This window comes from Thalassospira sp. MCCC 1A01148 (genome assembly GCF_001613795.1).
Lineage (GTDB): Bacteria > Pseudomonadota > Alphaproteobacteria > Rhodospirillales > Thalassospiraceae > Thalassospira.
Genome location: NZ_LPVZ01000020.1, coordinates 1,061,473 through 1,078,322 on the forward strand (window position 1 = coordinate 1,061,473; position 16,850 = coordinate 1,078,322).

Genomic DNA, 16,850 nt, shown 5'->3' on the forward strand with positions numbered 1-16,850 from the left:
AACCAGAACGGATACCCAGATGAGCAGCCAGTCAAACACTCTTGGAACCGCTTTCATGCCCGGCAGTCTTGTAACACTGCTCAAGCGCAGTGGCTTGCGGTTTTGCGGCCTTGGGCTGGTATTGCTGGCCATGGCCCTGTTCATCATGCTGATTGGTTTTCATCCGGGCGACCCATCCTTTAACCACGCAACAGACCGGACAACAGTGTTTAATCCACTGGGTATTGTTGGCGCCTATGGCGCGGATTTGATGTTGCGTACGCTTGGTCTGGCCTCTGCCCTGATTACGGTTCTGCTGGTTGGTTGGGGACTGCGCCTGATTGCAGTGAAGCCGTTTCGCTGGATGTGGGCGCGGTTCCTTGTGCTGCCACTTGCCCTGCTTCTGGTCGCAACGTCGGCAGCCGACATTCAGCCGGGTATGCATTGGCCACTGACGGTCGGTTTGGGCGGCTTTGCCGGTGATTTATTGCTCAACAAGTTACAAGCTGGTTTTGCGATGATCGGTGTACCCGGTGCGCGGGCGCTGATTGCGCTGGCATCCATGGTGCTCGGTCTGGCACTGACGATCTTTTGCATGGCCTATTCCCTGTCAGAGTGGGAGCGCCTCGGCACGGCCCTGTCCTTTGCCGGTGGCAAGGTGATTTCGGGCATTCGCGCCATCATCCCGACCGGAAGCAACGACGAACCGCTTGCCAAACGGGCTCCCGGATCGCGTCAGGAACCGTCGATGGACAAAGGCAAGTCGAAGCTTGGCAGCGCCATCTCGACCCGCAAATCCGAACCAATTTCCACCCCCGCCGAAGACGATGGCTTTGACGATGATGACGGCGATCACGAACCGCCGGTACATATCGTCGCCGCCCCCGCCGCCAAGCTGCAACCAAGCCAGAAGGCCGCGGCCCAGCGTCAGGCATCGCTTGATCTGGGCACCGAAGAATACCGCTTTCCGCCGCTTGACCTTCTGGGCGAACCCGACCCGGCTGATGCCAACCCGGTTGATCAGGAAGCGCTGGCACAGAATGCGCGCTTGCTGGAAACTGTCCTGCAGGACTTTGGCGTTAAGGGCGAGATCGTTCAGGTCCGCCCCGGTCCGGTTGTTACCCTTTATGAGCTGGAGCCCGCCGCCGGTGTCAAATCATCGCGCGTTATTGGTCTGGCTGATGATATTGCGCGCTCCATGAGTGCGATTGCTGCCCGTGTTGCCGTGGTCCCGGGCCGTAACGTTATCGGGATCGAATTGCCGAATGTGCGCCGTGAAACCGTGCATCTGCATGAAATTCTGGCATCGAGTGATTTTGAAAAGAACACCGGCAAGCTGAATATGAGCCTTGGCAAGGATATCGGCGGCACACCGGTGATTGCCGATCTGTCGAAAATGCCGCACTTGCTGATTGCCGGTACCACGGGTTCGGGCAAGTCGGTGGGTGTGAACGCGATGATCCTGTCGCTTCTCTATCGGATGAAGCCCGAAGAATGCCGCTTCATCATGATCGATCCCAAGATGCTTGAACTGTCGATCTATGACGGCATCCCGCATCTTCTGACACCGGTTGTGACCGATCCGCACAAGGCGGTTGTCGCCCTTAAATGGGCGGTGCGCGAGATGGAAGACCGGTATCGCGCCATGAGCCAGGTCGGTGTGCGTAACATCGCGGGCTATAACAAACGCATCAAGGAAGCAGCCGCCAAGGGCGAACAACTGACCCGACGTGTTCAGACCGGCTTTGATCCGGAAACCGGCAAACCGATCTTTGAAGATCAGGAACTGCCGATGGAACCGCTGCCATTTATCGTCATCATCGTTGACGAAATGGCTGACTTGATGCTTGTCGCAGGCAAGGATGTGGAAGCATCCATCCAGCGTCTGGCACAGATGGCCCGTGCGGCTGGTCTGCATCTGATCATGGCGACCCAGCGCCCATCGGTCGACGTGATCACGGGTACGATCAAGGCCAACTTCCCGACACGTATTTCCTATTCCGTGACCTCGAAAATCGATTCGCGCACCATTTTGGGTGAAATGGGCGCCGAGCAGCTTCTGGGTCAGGGGGATATGCTTTACATGGGCCAGGGTGGCCGTTTGCAGCGTGTCCACGGACCGTTTGTGTCCGATGAAGAAGTCGAAAGCATCGTCAAGCATCTGCGCGATCAGGGCGATCCGGCCTATCTTGAAACCGTTACCGAAGAACCCGAAGAAGATCCTGTCGCGGCCTATATGGCAGGTGGTAATGCCGGGGCTTCCGGCGGTTCGGGATCGGATGATGATCTTTACAATCAGGCAGTTGGCATTGTCCTGCGCGAGAAGAAGGCATCGACCAGCTTTATCCAGCGCAAGCTTTCCATCGGCTATAACCGCGCGGCCCGCATCATCGAACAGATGGAAGAAAACGGCGTTGTTTCAGCAGCCAACCATGTCGGCAAGCGCGAAGTCCTGATGGAAAACATGGATGGTACCCCCTACGAATACTGATGGATAAACCATCCGCTTCGTGGCGCACGGTTTCACAAAATGACAAAAGGCGGCCTGTTTCAGGGCCGCCTTTCGTCGTTTGAGCCGGATGATCGAATTGTTGCCATGCCTGAGGTCTGAGCCGAATCGACTTCCCCATATTTGCAGGTTACTTGAGGTTGCGCCGCCCAACCCAAGCCAAAACCAGCGGCCTGGGTTCCGCAATCTCCCCGCAAAGCGCGTTCCTTTAGCCCCTTTGTAATCGGCCCAAAGAAGATATTTTACTTAATTCAAATATATTAATCGTTGTTTTCCAATTATTTATAAAACTTTTTAGGAATGGTTTGGCCCAAATCAATGTCTCATTTTCTCAATCGACTATAGCCAGCTGTGTTCTGCATTCAGCGGATCAAATGCCCATACATTCAGTCAACACTCATGCGGGTTAGGTCTTACTATGAGGCTCTCTGATTTTTCATTCGCGGCGAAGTTGCGCGGCGTTATGGTTCTTGTGGCAATCGCACTGGCGGCTTCTGCTATCCTGAACTTGTATTCCCTTCACGAAACCATGATGGATGACCGCAAGATCACCTTGCGTTATGTCGTCGATCAGTCGACCAGCATTGTTCAGGACTATGCCGAACGCGCAAAGTCAGGCGAGATGAGCGAGGCCGACGCCAAGGCAGCCGCCCTTAAAACACTGGCAAGCCAACGGTTCGATAACAACAACTACGTGTTCGTCACCGAGCGCGATGGCACGATGGCCATGCACCCGCTGGTGCCCGAGCTGGTCGGCAAAAGCGCGGCTTCAGTCAAGGACCCGACCGGCGCAACACCGATCGCAGAACTTAGCGCCATTGCCGTTCAGTCCGGCGAGGGGTTTGTTTCTTATGTGTGGCCGCATCCAAATACCAACAACAACGAACCGAAGCTGGCATATGCCAAACTCGTGCAGGGCTGGGACCTAATCGTTGCCGCCGGCATCTATACCGATGATGTGGAAGCAGCCTTTTGGAATGTCGCAACGATGGATCTTGTCACACTTGTGGTGATCATGGCCGTTATTGGCGGCCTGGCCTTTGCCATCGAACGCAGCACAACCGCCCCGTTGCGCGGCATCACCGAAGCACTTTCGCACCTTGCAGATGGTGATACATCGGTCAAAAGCGATGCCACAGATCGCAAGGACGAGATTGGTGATCTTGCCCGCGCACTCGAAGTATTCCGCGAAAACCGGGAAAAAGCCGACCGTCTGCAAAAAGAACAGGAAACCGCAAACGCCGCACAACTGGCACGCGCCAAGCAGGTTAATGCCCGCATTGCGAAGTTTGAGCAGGACGTTGAAAGTGACCTGACCGTGGTTAACGCCGCTGTCGACCAACTGCGTAGCACCGCAACCGGCATGGCCGCCCAGTCTGATCAGACATCGGGTCAGGCCGCAAATGTTGCAGCCGCAACGGAACAGGCTGCAACCAACGTTGAAACCGTCGCATCGGCTGCCGAGCAGCTGGCAGCGGCGATTGACGAAATCACCGCCCAGGTCAGCCGAAGCTCTGACATCGCGCAGGCTGGCGCCAACGAAGCCGATGACGCGACGGCGATCTTCGCCGAACTGGCCAATGCATCGGATAAGATTGGCGAAGTGGTTGAGCTTATCCAGTCGATTGCCGAGCAAACCAACCTTCTGGCCCTGAACGCGACAATTGAAGCCGCCCGCGCCGGTGAGGCTGGCAAAGGTTTTGCGGTTGTCGCAGCCGAGGTTAAAAACCTGGCAAATCAGACAACACGTGCGACCGAAGATATCGCCAGCCAGATCGAAGGCATCCAAAGCAGCACTCAGGGTGCGCTTGGCGCGATTGAGCATCTGTCATCGCGCATGAAGGAACTAAATGAAGTTGCCGGGGGTATTGCTGCGGCCGTAAGCGAACAGGATGCTGCCACTGGTGAAATCGCCCGAAATGTCTCGGAAGCAGCGGCAGGTACCAAGGAAGTCGCCCATAACGTTGTTGGCCTGCGCGAGTCCGCAGACGAAGAGCGTGTTTCATCGGGCCAAGTTCTGTCCGCATCCAACAGCCTGTCGGACAAATCACAAGCGCTTCTGTCGCAGGTCAAGCGGTTCCTGGAAGACATCCGGGCCGCCTGAGTTTGCACACAGCAGACAAAAAAAGGCGGGCTGAAATTCAGCCCGCCTTTTTTAATTCAATGATCCGACAAAGATCAGATCGACTGGTTGATCCAGTCAACAAGGGCGCTTTTCGGCAGTGCGCCGACTTTCATCGCCGCGACTTCGCCGCCCTTGAAGATCATCAGGGTCGGAATGCCACGAACACCGTATTTCGCCGGGGTGTTCGGGTTTTCGTCGATATTCACCTTGGCGATCTTGAGCTTGCCGCCCAGTTCACCAGCGATTTCATCGAGATATGGAGCAATCTGTTTGCACGGACCGCACCACTCAGCCCAGAAATCGACCAAAACCGGGTCGTTGGAACCCAGAACGTCGGTATCGAACGAACCGTCGGAAACTTTAATCGTGGTCATACTTTCAGATCCTAGTTGTTACGAGGCAAGGCGGGCGAACCCGCAAACCTCGATCCGCTTTATGAGGCCAAGGTAGGCAGCACCGACGCAAACGTCAAGCGCATTGGGCCTGCCCAAAGAAACTGCACGGCGCCAAGCCTTGTCACACCCGGAGTCGGTTCCGTCAGCCAAATGTCAGAATATGTTCAGGCAGCTCCACCATCCACGGCCCGTTGGTCCAAAGAATGAAACACCTGACCGTCTTGCCCGGATACATTTGCGCCAGTGCCGCGCGGTAAATCGACATCTGGCGGCGATAGGCACGCGGCGTATCTTCGACATCGCGTGGCGGCGGTCGATTGGTTTTGTAATCGACAATCATCACTTCGTCATCGCGAACGACAAGCCGGTCAATCTGGGCGGAAACCACATCCCCGCCGACAATGCCGACAAGCGGCACCTCTGCCCGTGATCCGGGTGCAAAGACCGGGGCGAAGGCCGGGTTATCGAATATGCCCAGCGTTTCATTGGCGATTTCGATCTGCTGATCGGGATCAAGCGCATGGATCGGCTGGGCAAGGAAACGTTCCGCAGCCTTGCGACGGGCCTGCTCGGGCAGATCCGGCAGAAGTTCGAGCAGCTTGTGGATCAGAAGTCCGCGCTTAAAGCTTTGCCCCTGATCTCCGCCAAGCGGTGACTGGTGAACCTCGTCCTCCTCGATCATGCGGCTGGGTGCCAGCGGTTTGGGCGGGAAGGATTCTGTTGGCGCGACAGCCCGGATCAGATGGCGTTCGGTCGATTGTTGCGAGTCCGCAACATCATCCGTACGATCGGGCTTTGGGGCCTGACTTTGTTCAGTCTCCCAGATCCAGCCTTCCCCGTCCCATCCCGATCCGGAATAGGCCGAAAGATCAATCTGGGCCGGTTTGGCGTAGCCTTCCATCGCTTGGCTACACAGATTGTACCAGCAATGCTCTGGCGCCTTGCGCCGCCCCTGCCAACCACAGATGTAAAGGCGGTCTTCTGCGCGTGTCAGGGCGACATACAGCAGGCGGTTATATTCCTGATCGCGTTTAAGTGCGATGTCATCGCGCAGGCGCGCAACAAGATCGGTTTCAAGCGCCACGCGCGGCAACCAGAACATCAGGTTGCGATCTTCCTGCCAAAACAGGTTCGGGGCCTGTGTCGGCACCTGCATGGTATCGGGCAGGAACACAATGGGGGCCTGAAGCCCCTTGGCACCATGCACGGTCATAATGCGGACCTCATCGCGCCCGCTTTGTTCAAGGTCACGCTTGATCTCGGCATCGCCCGCCATCAGCCAGTGCAGGAAGCCCTGAAGCGTTGGCGCATGATCAGCCTCATACCCCATGGCGAGGTTTAGGAATTCGTCAATCGGATCGTTCGCCTCGATCCCCAGACGACCAACTAGACGGGCACGGACGCCACGCGCTTCTTCACCGCGACCGCCGAGAAGTTCGGCATAAAGTTCAAACGGGCGTTCGTAATCAACCCGGCCCAGCCACTTGAACAGAAAGGCATAGGCACGCGCAAACGGCGATCCGTCTTCAACCACAGCCGCCTTTTCACGCAGCGCATGCCAAAGGGTTCTGGAGCGGTTATGGGCAATTTCAAACAGCTGATCGTCATCAAGCCCGATCAACGGGCTTTTTAGCACCTCGGCCAGTGTCAGGTCATCTTCGGGCATCAACAGGAACCGCCCAAATGCCACCAGATCCATCACCGCAAGCTGATCGGTGATTTGCATGCGGTCAACACCGGCAACGGGAACATTGCGTTCCTTAAGCGCCTTGACGACCTCATCGACAAAGGCAGTACGACGGCGCACAAGGATCATGAAGTCACCTGCGCGCACCGGACGGCCCCGAGACGTCAGATTTTCCTTTTCATCAATCGCATGGCGGATGCGCCCGGCAATGACGCGGGCAAGGCGAATTTCCGGATCTTCGAGGCGGATAATGCGGGTCGGCGGTGTCCAGGGGTCTTCGGGTGCGCGCTCTTCGGGTTCGACGGCAGGCCAAAGTTCAATCCGCCCGGCCTGCCCGACACGGAACGGGCTGTGAAGCACATCGGCGCCATCATCGCCCACACCTTGCCTGGCGACTGGCCCGGCAAACACACGATCCACCGTGCCCAGCACCGCATCGGTGGACCGGAACGAGATGTTCATCGGAACTTCGCGCCAGTCGGCAGCAATTTCACGCGCCCGTTCACGGAAATAACGGCGCATTTCGGCGAATTTTTCGGGATCAGCGCGCTGGAAACTATAGATCGATTGTTTGGCATCGCCGACGGCAAAGATGGTGCGTGGCTTATCGGCATGGCGCCCGGCATCGATAAAGAATTCCTCGGCCAGAATACGCACCACTTCCCACTGTTCGGGGTTGGTATCCTGCGCCTCGTCAATCAGGACGTGATCCAGGCCTTCATCAAGCTTGAACAACACCCAGCCGGCAATCCCGGCCTGACGTTGCAAAAGCTGCAAGCTGGTCAAGATCAGGTCATCGTAATCAAGACGGGCATGCAGGGCCTTTTTGGTGGCATAGCGGTCCAGCATCGCATTGCCGATGGTAATCAGGGCCGATGTCGCCCCGGCCATTGCGGCGGCCTTGCGTTGGCGATCGACCTCGACCAGACGCGCACATTCCTGTTCAAGCGCATCGGCCCCCATCGGGTGATTTTCGGCAGCATCCTTCGTGATCAGCTTGTCAAAGGGCTTTCCTTTTTCAGTGAAGAACACTCGGATGTAGTCGTTAAAAACAGCCACTCGATCTTCAACAGTCGTCTTTTCAAGGAATTGAGCAAGTCCGGGCACCCGCTTGAGGTCGCTTTTTTTCCCGGACTCAAGAGCTGCAAGACCTCGCAATAAGCCGTCTCGATCAAAAGCATCATCCGAAAGCGCACGACGTAATATCTCCTCGTCATCCAAACCCATAGGCACACCAAGTGCTTTATAGACTGCTTGGTGCATTCGGTTGGAGCCGCCATGACTGTGCAACATGCGCTTCAGCCGCCCACGCTCCCGAGCGAGTTCCCGCATCAAATCGCCGAAGGCACCTTCACCGACTTGAGCCGTCACTATTGCAAGGGATCGAGCAAGCTGATCGTCCCTTCCTGTGCGAGCATATGCGAGAACTTCTTCCTGTACCGCAGCCATAGTTTCGTCCGCTGTACGGTCATCCATGATTTCAAAATGCGGTGCCAAACCGGCCTCAAGCGGGAAACGGCGCAATAGCGACTGACAAAACGCATGGATGGTCTGGATTTTCATTCCGCCCGGCGCATCGAGCACACGGGCAAAAAGCTGGCGCGCACGGATGGTTTCATCGGTACTCGGCGCCATACCTGCTAGGTTGGCAAGATCAGCCTGAAGATCGCGATCCTCCATGGTGGCCCACAGACCTAATCGTTCGTTGACACGGTTGGCCATTTCGGCCGCCGCGGCCTTGGTGAAGGTCAGACACAGAATGCGATGCGGCTCGGTGCCAGAGAGCATCAGGCGCAACACGCGGTCAGAGAGCACCTTGGTCTTACCGGCACCTGCCGAGGCCGACACCCAGACCGATGCGGTCGGATCAGAGGCATTGCGTTGCAGGACGTTGGGATCAGTTCCGCGCATTTCGGTCATGACTTTTCCCCTTCGCCAACATCCTGTTTTGCATCGATGTTAGCGCTATCATCAACATCCTCGCTGCCCATCCATTCCCGCAGGCGGGCGAGATGGACATAGTCGGAATATTTCGGTGCGTGATCAGGATGAGGAACACTGAGATAGGGCGTATCGGGATCGGCAAAGGCCGCAGCAAGCCCATTAACCCCGTCCACCGCCGCGTGTGCCAGTTCGGCCGGAGTGGTTTTCAAACTCTTGGCGTCCAGTTCTTCAATTTTTCCTGCTGGGTCACCGCCGGAGAGCTTCCAAAATGCCAAACTGGCCGGAGGCCCCGCAGGCACGTCGCCAAAGCCCCCCTTTTCAGCAATCGCCGCTTCGAGCGGCAATTGAGGGGCAAAACCGCTCACTACATCTTTTTTCGCAGGTACTTGGCCGGTTTTATAATCAATGATCGCAATCCCGCCATCGCGCAGCTGATCAATGCGATCGGCACGGGCATAGACTTGAAAACCGCTGCTGGTATCAAGGGTTCCGGCCTGCTCGGTATAGGATTTCCGCACGACATCGCGGCGCGCTGCTTCAGTCTGGATGAACCATTTGGCGATGCGCTCGAACCGTGGCCACCAGAAGGCCCAAAGACCGGGACGTGCGGCCAGCGGCTTGAACACTTCGCGACCAATGATCAGCAATTCATGTTCGCCATCCGGTGGTAAATGTTCGGGATGGCGGGCGATGAACTGATCAAGGGCGTCGTGGATCAGGTTACCGTAATCGGCTGCACCTGGATCTTCGTCGATACCATCAAGCTTGCGCAGGCCAAGGATATGACGGGCGTAAATCGCATATGGGTCCCGCATCCATGTTTCGATCTGGGTCACCGACAAACGATCCGGGCGGGCGGATACGGGTGGCTTGGGTGCGGGGCGGCCGATTTTAACACGCATATCCGGCGCGGGTTCATCAATCAAGTCAGCCAGTGCTCGCCATTCCGCAGCATCAGGCTTTTCCATCGACACGCGCGATTTGCGCAGAATGTTTTCAATCCGTAACAACCAGCGTGACGGCACAGTTGGCGTGCCTTCGATACGCAGCGCACGGGTCATCACCACATCGGGCGAACAAAACAGTTGCTGGAAATCATGGGCCGATTGTCCAACACGGTGCTCGGGGGCGGGCAAGCCGAAATTACGCCGCATCGGCCGGCTCATCCACGGATCGGCCCCGGCTTCAGGTGGCCAGACACCCTCATTCAGCCCACCCAGAATGGTCAGATCGGCCTGCTGCATCTGGGCTTCGACCGTTCCCCAGATAAACAGGCGCGGATGTTTGCCATAGCGCGGACGCACGGCACGATCCGCCATCAGGGCATCGAGAAACGCGCTATACCGATTGCCCGGCATCGGCGCGAAATCCGTCAGCGCATTCAGCAATTCATGAACGAAATCCGCCAATGCCTCGCCCGCTTCGCCGCGCCACAGCCGATCAGCGCCGGTTTGGGTATCACTGGCCGCCAGTGCCTCAGCCGCCGTAACATGAGTGCGCAGCAGATGCACCGGCGCGTGCGCTTTATCGCCAGTCAGATCATCAATCGGATCAAGGCAGGTTTTAATGCGTTCCACCAAATCACTAAGGCGCGCATGATCATCGCGGATACGTTCAATCCGGCCGGTCACGCTATCTGATCCGGACGCGCTGAGGCGGGCAACCGTATCCTCGCACCAGCCATCAAGTGCCGTTTGCAACCCATCCAGCCCCGGACCCGGTCGGGCACCGCGCAGGACTTCCTTTTCCAGAAGACGGGTCAGGACTCGGAAATTCTCCGGTGACAGACCCGCCGCCGACAGGGGATGTTTCAGCAGTTCCAGCAAAGGAACAGGGGCAAATTCTTCCTGTACCGCCCGCACCACAAGGCGCAGATAAATCGCCGGTGCGGTGTCATGCAGCGGGATACCGGCCGAATCATCAATTTCAACCTCCCACCGGCGCAGTTCGGTGGCCACACGCCGGGCAAGGCCACGGTCCGGGGTGACCAGCGCGCAGGTCTTTTCAGGATGTTCGAGCGCCTCGCGCATCATAAGGGCAATTGTGGTTGCCTCTTCACGCGCACCGGAGCAATCAACCCGCAGAACGCCGTCCATCACATCCGGGCTAAATCCAGCGATGTGACGCCAGTGATGGGTGGTCTTGGCCGGTCGCAACGCTTCGCGGGCCAGACGGCGGCGCTCAATCGTGGCATCGTTTTCGGGCTCAATTGCTGGCCAAGGCAGGACACTGTCGGCATGACGGCCAATATGGCCGAGCGTCTTGCCCAGAAGATGCTGCGGATGGGCGGCATCATCGGCAATCGCTGCCCAGTCTTCGTGACCAAGTCCCGTCATCAGACCGGGCAGAACCACGCGGCCCTGCGGCATTCTAAGCACAGCCGCCATCAAATCGCGCAAAGCGGGAAACGGGCCGGTTGAGCCGACAATCAGCACCGGTGTTTCTGGCGGGTTTTCTTCCCATAGATCAATCTGTGCGGCAATCAAGGCATTGCGCCGCATGGCCCGGTCACTGACATCCTGAGAAGCCAGAATACCCGGCCAGTGAATGGTCAGGATTTGCAGAAATTCAAGGGTGAGCTGCCAGTGTTCGGCAAACTCTTCGGGCACCAGGCCCTTAAGATCGTCAAAGGCGCAGTTTTCCGTTTGCACCTGATCAAGAAAGCGTGCGAGTTCGCCTGCAAGACGGGCGGCCTGATCGGCGGTTGGTTTTTCACCGCGATGATCAGGGCGTCCCATAATCAGCTGGGTTAACAGCAATTTACGTTGGAGATCGGGGATGGCGGGCGGCAGATCAAGGGCCGCCTGTTCACCACCCGCACCATAAATCGCCAATTCATCCTCATCCGCCTCGCCCAGGGGACGAATGGTCGGAAGCAGCGTAACCGCGCCCTGTGATTGCCGCAAAAAGGCATCGCGCATCACCTTGGCGGATCGGCGATTGGGCACCATCAGAACATAGTCCGGCAGAAGATCTGGCTGATCGGCGGTTTCCGCCATCAGTTGTTTGGCGATCAGATCGGCAAAGGCAACACCGGGCGGAATGAAAAACAGGTTTGAGGGCGGCGTTGCCTCCCCCGCGAAGGAAGCTTCGTCATAGTCGGGCGCGTCCATGTAATCAAACAGGTCGGCCATCAAACTCCCCCGGATGCGGCTTTCTTGGTGCGCTCGACCTCAAGCGCCTTGGCAATGACAGGCTCTGACTCTTCAAGCGCCTCAGGCGTACCGATATGGAAATATCCACCATCATGGACCAGACCATAACACCGTCCAGCGGCCAACGCCTTGTCATAAACGACATTCAGCGACCAGGCACCATCGGGCGTGTCTTGAAATAGGTGCGGCGCCAGAATCTGCACGCCGGTAAAGAAATACGGGGCTGACAGCGCATCACCGCGCCGTTTCAAGCGCCCATCCACCTGCCAGAAGAAATCCCCTGCCCCATCATAACCATAGCCGTCTGAGACGGGATAAAGCGCCAGAAGTGCATCCATGTGATCGGGGTCAAAAGCATTGATCAGGCGATCAAACAGTGGCTCCGCCCCCTCGGTCCAGAAGACATCGGCATTGGCAATCAGGACCGCGTCATCATCAAGTTTGGAGAGCGCATTTTTCACCCCGCCGCCGGTTTCAAGCAGGTCTTCTTCGGGCGAGGTCACAATTGCGGGGGCAGTTCTGTTGGCAACATGATCCATGATCTGTTGCCCAAGATAGTGCGAATTGACCACCGCCTGCGTGACACCGGCGTTTGCCAGTTTATCAAGCACATGATCAAGCATCGGCTTGCCCGCGACCGATATCAGCGGCTTTGGCATGGTATCGGTGATCGGGCGCATGCGCTTGCCAAGGCCCGCCGCCAGAACCATGGCCTGTGCCTTTGCGTTTGGTGCGCTCATAATTGTGCCTCTTTGCCTGACGGTGCGGGAGTTTTGGAAATTTGCGGTGCGGTGCGCGCATCGGACGGAATATGGGCATCCACCCAGTCCTGAAGGGCCAGCAGGTTATCAGCCGCCCCGCGCAGGATCATGTCCCAGCAGCGCGGGATAAAGTCGAAATAACGGGTCTTTCCGGCCTTGCTCGCAAGCCAGCCAAACCGGCCCAGGATGCGGAAATTGCGCACCATCGAGGTTGCAATATAGGCTGTTTCGAAACCAGAACGATCAATGTCAGGGAAAGCAGCGAGATAGAATTCCTTCATCCGCGCTTCAAGGTCCGGGCCGATATCATGGCGCACATCGCGCAGAAGCGACGCCAGATCATAGGGCCGTGGTGCGATTGCCGCGTCCTGAAAATCAATGATGCCGCAATCATCACCGCCCTCGCCATTTTCAACCAGCATCAGGTTATCAACGTGATAATCACGGTGAATGATCACCTCGCCCACCTGCCAGCAAAGTGGCAGCACGGTTTCAAGAAGCTGATCAAAGGCCGTGCTTGCCGCTTCACGCTTGGCGGCATCCGGGATGATGAGTGGCAGATAATCGTCCTTGAAGCTGCCAAGCATCCGGCGCAGGTTTTCCGGGTCATAGCGCACCAGACCGCAATCATTCATCCCGCCCCCGTCGCAGAAGCGGTGCAGGGTGATCAGCTGTTCGATGGCACGCAAATAAAGCGCATCCTGCGTCATGCCATCAAGCATCGCACTGCCCGTGAGCGCCTCGGTAAAGGTGATATCGCCGAAATCCTCGATCAGGACCAAGCCGCGCTTTTCATCCGCCTCATAGATTTCGGGCACTCGCCAACCGGCCTGTTGGAACAGGTTTGTGGTTTGCAATACCGGCGAAACAGAGGCCGAGCGTTCTGGGTTGTCATGTATACCGTGCGGATCGACATGAATTGCCGTCGGCGGAAAATCCATCAGAAGGGCGGTGTCATGGCGCCGTTCGAGGCGGAAATATTTCCGCGCCGAGGCATCATCAACCAACGGCATGACCTGTGCCATCTGCCAGCCACAGGTAACCAGAAAATCCTGGCGTTCGGCGTTACGGCGTTCCTGATCGGGGCTTGCGCGGTTCATGACGGATCCACCACCAGATCATTGATACGCGTCACCCAGTCATCGCCATGCGGCTCAAGCTTGAACACACGGCCATCAGGGTTCGATCCGGGATCGATATGAATATCAAGACGGTTTTCCGGGGTCAGATATTCCAAGCGGTCGGGCCATTCGATCAGGCTGACGGCATCAGAAAAGGCGTCCTCAATATCAAGTTCGTGGACTTCTTCGGGGTCAGACAGTCGATACAGGTCAAAATGCCAGACCGGCACGCGATCAAGTTCATAGATCTGAACCAGTGTGAAAGTCGGACTGGGAACTTCTTCATGCGGGTTATCGACCACCGCCCGAATGAAGGCGCGGCAAAAGGCACTTTTACCCATGCCGAGTGTCCCATGCATCAAAATCACGTCCCCTGCCCTGGCAACAGCGGCAAGCTTGGCGGCTAGGGCTTCGGTCCCGTTTTGATCGCTGACAGTGACTGTCCTGGTCATGATGTCCGTCTTTTGAGTGGCTCTTGCATTCTGTTTTAGGGGTTTGATGCGGCCTTTCGCAATGATTTTGCGACGCCAGTTTTTGCATGTGGCTGAAATCACGACGCAACGCCGGATAATGGGCAGTTTACATTGCGATATCATGCCCCAGATGCTATCTGGCTGCATAAGAAATCCCGCACACCGCCGGGCTTGGGGTCAGCCCCCTACCCAAATTCGATTTTATTTGGATGGAAGAAGTATGTCAGACGCATCGCATAGCACAGATATTGCCATTATTGGCGCAGGCCCGGTCGGGCTTTTTGCGGTTTTCGAAGCCGGTATGCTGGGGCTTAAATCCCATGTGATCGACGCGCTTGATATGGTCGGCGGCCAGTGCAGCGCGCTTTATCCTGAAAAACCGATTTTCGACATTCCGGCCCATCCGCAGATTGCCGGTCAGGACCTTATTCACGAACTTGCCAAACAGGCCGACCCGTTCGAGCCGACCTATCATCTTGGTCAGCAGGTCACCAAGCTTGAAAAACGCGATGATGGCCGTTTCACGCTGGTAACCACCAAGGGCACGGTCATTGATGCCGGTGCGGTTGTGATTGCGGCTGGCTGCGGTGCCTTTGGCCCGAACAAACCGCCTATGGATGGCCTTGAAGATTACGAAGGATCCGGTGGCGTTCAGTATTACGTCAAACGTCGTGCCGACTTTGCTGGCAAAAACGTCGTGATTGCCGGTGGCGGTGATTCGGCTGTGGACTGGGCCCTGTCGCTGCATGACATCGCCGCCAAGGTAATGGTTGTTCATCGTCGCCCGAAATTCCGTGCTGCCCCTGACAGCAGCGCGAAACTGCATGCACTGGCAGAAACGGGCAAGATCGAGATGGTCATTCCCTATCAGCTTAAAGGGCTTAAGGGTGAAAACGGCATTCTGTCACACGTGGTTGTCGCAACGCTGAAGGGCGAAGAGCGTGAACTTGAAGCCGATCATCTTCTGCCGTTCTTTGGCCTTGCCATGGAACTTGGCCCGATTGCCAACTGGGGCCTTAATCTTGAGAAAAACCATATCGGCGTGAAACAGGCGACGATGGAAACATCGGTCCCGGGCATCTTTGCCATCGGCGATATCGCGACCTATGAGCATAAACTCAAGCTGATCCTGTCGGGTTTTGCCGAAGGGGCAAGCGCGATCCACGCTGCACGCGCCTATATGTTCCCGGACAAGGAATTCCACTTCGAATATTCGACCACGACGGGTGTTCCGAACGAATAACCCGACATTTGGTCAAAGTTTTCAAGGAAGCGCACCATGACCACAAAACATCACGAACATCGTGGAGGTTGTCTTTGTGGCGCGGTGCGCTTTGTTGCATCCGGGGAACCGATTGGCAGCAATCACTGCCATTGCGGCATGTGTCGCAAGGATAGCGGTTCGGGTGTTTCGACCTTTGTTGCGTTCCCGGCCAATGCTGTCACATGGGATAGCAAGCCGCGCGAATATGAAAGCTCGCCTGGCAAATATCGCGGATTTTGCCCGATTTGCGGATCAAGCGTTACCTGGCGCAAGGGCGATGATGACAGCTTCATCGATTTCCGATTGGGCACATTTGATGACCCAATCCTGTTCAAGGCCAAAAAGCATCTTTGGATGAGCACGGCACTGCCGAGCTTTGCCGGAATTGACCCTGAGATCGAGCATTTTGATTAAGCGCGACGCGCCCTGACCCTCTTTAGAGTATCAAAGCTCGTTCCTGTCAAACTGGTGACATCACAGGTACTGGACAAAAGAAACTTTGTCTCTGGCCCTCAGGGCTCAATCATGACAGGCTGCAAAACTCTACCAAGAGCAGAATTCGCACATATCACCATCAGGGGAACGAAATGAGCGACCAGAATCAGGGCGACCAACCGAATAACCGCCGAAAGATGAATATGCGCAAACTGATGCTGTTTGGTTCAGGTACGCTTTTGCTTGGCACCTTGCTGATGATGGTGACGTTCCAAACCACCTTTCAGATGATGATGCATGGACGTTCTGCTGGCAGCTTCATCATTGTCATTGGTACAGCGGTTGCGATCGGCCTTTTGGTCGCCGGTTCGACCATCATATCAAAATGGGTATCCCATAAGGTTCAGGCCATTCTGGAAGAGTAAGCCTGCCCTGTCGCCCGGGTTCCCGTTTGACGTCAGGTATCGCAGAAATATAGCGTTTAACAGTCCGGTCAAATCACCGGGTTAAACTCACTGTGTCTTAAAGCTTGGCCAACACACCAAGATGTTCGGCCAACACATCAACAATCATGCCGTGATCTTCATGCGATGCGAGGCCGGAAACCGTGATCGCGCCAATCACGCCCACACCCGCAACCCGGATCGGGAAACTGCCGCCGTGGTCGGCATAGTCGGCAAAATCAATTCCGTGATCTGCCAGTGTTTTGCCCTTGGCTTTCAACTCAGCGCCAAAGCGCATCGAGCTCTGATGTTCACGCAGCACCAGATTGCTTTTGCGTCGTGCCCAGGCATCGTTGGCCGGTTTGGCGCCGGAAAGGGATACGTGAAACAGGGTACGGTCCGGGGTGCGGATATTGACAGCGACCGGGGCGTTTTGCGCTTGTGCCAAGCCGACCAGTTTGGAGCCAATCGACCAGGCGGTGTCTTCGTCAAAACGGTCAAACACCAGAATTTCTTCCTGTCTGGCAAGCTGGTCCAAATCCATTGCGGGCTCCTTGGG

Annotated in this window: 12 protein-coding genes; 5 read left to right on the forward strand and 7 right to left on the reverse strand. The window is 56.6% G+C overall.

Translation table 11 applies throughout. The features are described 5' to 3' along the window. The first annotated feature begins 19 nt into the window (after nucleotides 1–19). Nucleotides 20–2,470 carry a DNA translocase FtsK gene (locus tag AUQ43_RS14310; protein ID WP_062956888.1) on the forward strand — a complete coding sequence of 817 codons (2,451 nt, stop codon included), beginning with the start codon at nucleotides 20–22 and terminating at the stop codon, nucleotides 2,468–2,470. A gap of 436 nt (nucleotides 2,471–2,906) precedes the next feature. Then, nucleotides 2,907–4,592 (forward strand): methyl-accepting chemotaxis protein, encoded by a 1,686-nt coding sequence (locus AUQ43_RS14315; RefSeq protein ID WP_084272112.1) that lies wholly within the window; start codon nucleotides 2,907–2,909, stop codon nucleotides 4,590–4,592. A gap of 74 nt (nucleotides 4,593–4,666) precedes the next feature. Here the strand turns inward: AUQ43_RS14315 and trxA are convergent, their stop codons facing one another. The 6 genes from trxA to tsaE all read right to left on the reverse strand — a co-directional run bounded on the left by trxA (nucleotide 4,667) and on the right by tsaE (nucleotide 14,128). Beyond that, nucleotides 4,667–4,987, reverse strand: a complete 321-nt coding sequence (gene trxA, locus AUQ43_RS14320) for a thioredoxin TrxA (protein ID WP_008888557.1) — start codon at nucleotides 4,985–4,987, stop codon at nucleotides 4,667–4,669. 163 nt (nucleotides 4,988–5,150) lie between these two features. After that, entirely contained in the window at nucleotides 5,151–8,615 is a 3,465-nt protein-coding gene (gene addA / locus AUQ43_RS14325) for a double-strand break repair helicase AddA (RefSeq protein ID WP_062956890.1), read from the reverse strand. Beyond that, nucleotides 8,612–11,773 carry a double-strand break repair protein AddB gene (gene addB, locus AUQ43_RS14330; RefSeq protein ID WP_062956891.1) on the reverse strand — a complete coding sequence of 1,054 codons (3,162 nt, stop codon included), beginning with the start codon at nucleotides 11,771–11,773 and terminating at the stop codon, nucleotides 8,612–8,614. The genes addA and addB overlap by 4 nt, the downstream gene beginning before the upstream one ends. Further along, on the reverse strand, nucleotides 11,773–12,534 hold the full coding sequence (locus tag AUQ43_RS14335) for a nucleotidyltransferase family protein (RefSeq protein WP_062956892.1): 762 nt from the start codon (nucleotides 12,532–12,534) through the stop codon (nucleotides 11,773–11,775). The genes addB and AUQ43_RS14335 overlap by 1 nt, the downstream gene beginning before the upstream one ends. Continuing rightward, entirely contained in the window at nucleotides 12,531–13,655 is a 1,125-nt protein-coding gene (locus tag AUQ43_RS14340) for an aminoglycoside phosphotransferase family protein (protein WP_062956893.1), read from the reverse strand. Before AUQ43_RS14340 ends, AUQ43_RS14335 begins: the two co-directional genes overlap by 4 nt. Then, nucleotides 13,652–14,128: a tRNA (adenosine(37)-N6)-threonylcarbamoyltransferase complex ATPase subunit type 1 TsaE gene (gene tsaE / locus AUQ43_RS14345; RefSeq protein ID WP_062957335.1), complete on the reverse strand. Its 477-nt coding sequence runs from the start codon at nucleotides 14,126–14,128 to the stop codon at nucleotides 13,652–13,654. The genes AUQ43_RS14340 and tsaE overlap by 4 nt, the downstream gene beginning before the upstream one ends. Nucleotides 14,129–14,369: 241 nt before the next feature. Between tsaE and AUQ43_RS14350 the strand changes: the two genes are divergently transcribed. The 3 genes from AUQ43_RS14350 (at nucleotide 14,370) to AUQ43_RS14360 (ending at nucleotide 16,273) form a co-directional block, all read left to right on the forward strand. Beyond that, on the forward strand, nucleotides 14,370–15,392 hold the full coding sequence (locus tag AUQ43_RS14350) for an NAD(P)/FAD-dependent oxidoreductase (RefSeq protein WP_062956894.1): 1,023 nt from the start codon (nucleotides 14,370–14,372) through the stop codon (nucleotides 15,390–15,392). A gap of 36 nt (nucleotides 15,393–15,428) precedes the next feature. Further along, nucleotides 15,429–15,827 carry a GFA family protein gene (locus tag AUQ43_RS14355; RefSeq protein WP_062956895.1) on the forward strand — a complete coding sequence of 133 codons (399 nt, stop codon included), beginning with the start codon at nucleotides 15,429–15,431 and terminating at the stop codon, nucleotides 15,825–15,827. Nucleotides 15,828–16,000: 173 nt separating this feature from the next. Further along, complete coding sequence (locus AUQ43_RS14360) at nucleotides 16,001–16,273, forward strand: hypothetical protein (protein WP_062956896.1); 273 nt, start codon at nucleotides 16,001–16,003, stop codon at nucleotides 16,271–16,273. Between the two features lie 97 nt (nucleotides 16,274–16,370). Here the strand turns inward: AUQ43_RS14360 and AUQ43_RS14365 are convergent, their stop codons facing one another. Further along, complete coding sequence (locus tag AUQ43_RS14365; protein WP_062956897.1) at nucleotides 16,371–16,835, reverse strand: heme-degrading domain-containing protein; 465 nt, start codon at nucleotides 16,833–16,835, stop codon at nucleotides 16,371–16,373. Nucleotides 16,836–16,850: the final 15 nt, after the last annotated feature.

Coding starts and splice junctions, on each gene's coding strand:
- addA (WP_062956890.1), bottom strand. CDS start 8,615: ATGACCGAAATGCGCGGAACTGATCCCAACGTCCTGCAACGCAATGCC.
- tsaE (WP_062957335.1), bottom strand. CDS start 14,128: ATGACCAGGACAGTCACTGTCAGCGATCAAAACGGGACCGAAGCCCTA.
- AUQ43_RS14365 (WP_062956897.1), bottom strand. CDS start 16,835: ATGGATTTGGACCAGCTTGCCAGACAGGAAGAAATTCTGGTGTTTGAC.
- AUQ43_RS14355 (WP_062956895.1), top strand. CDS start 15,429: ATGACCACAAAACATCACGAACATCGTGGAGGTTGTCTTTGTGGCGCG.
- AUQ43_RS14340 (WP_062956893.1), bottom strand. CDS start 13,655: ATGAACCGCGCAAGCCCCGATCAGGAACGCCGTAACGCCGAACGCCAG.
- trxA (WP_008888557.1), bottom strand. CDS start 4,987: ATGACCACGATTAAAGTTTCCGACGGTTCGTTCGATACCGACGTTCTG.
- AUQ43_RS14335 (WP_062956892.1), bottom strand. CDS start 12,534: ATGAGCGCACCAAACGCAAAGGCACAGGCCATGGTTCTGGCGGCGGGC.
- AUQ43_RS14310 (WP_062956888.1), top strand. CDS start 20: ATGAGCAGCCAGTCAAACACTCTTGGAACCGCTTTCATGCCCGGCAGT.
- AUQ43_RS14315 (WP_084272112.1), top strand. CDS start 2,907: ATGAGGCTCTCTGATTTTTCATTCGCGGCGAAGTTGCGCGGCGTTATG.
- AUQ43_RS14360 (WP_062956896.1), top strand. CDS start 16,001: ATGAGCGACCAGAATCAGGGCGACCAACCGAATAACCGCCGAAAGATG.
- AUQ43_RS14350 (WP_062956894.1), top strand. CDS start 14,370: ATGTCAGACGCATCGCATAGCACAGATATTGCCATTATTGGCGCAGGC.
- addB (WP_062956891.1), bottom strand. CDS start 11,773: ATGGCCGACCTGTTTGATTACATGGACGCGCCCGACTATGACGAAGCT.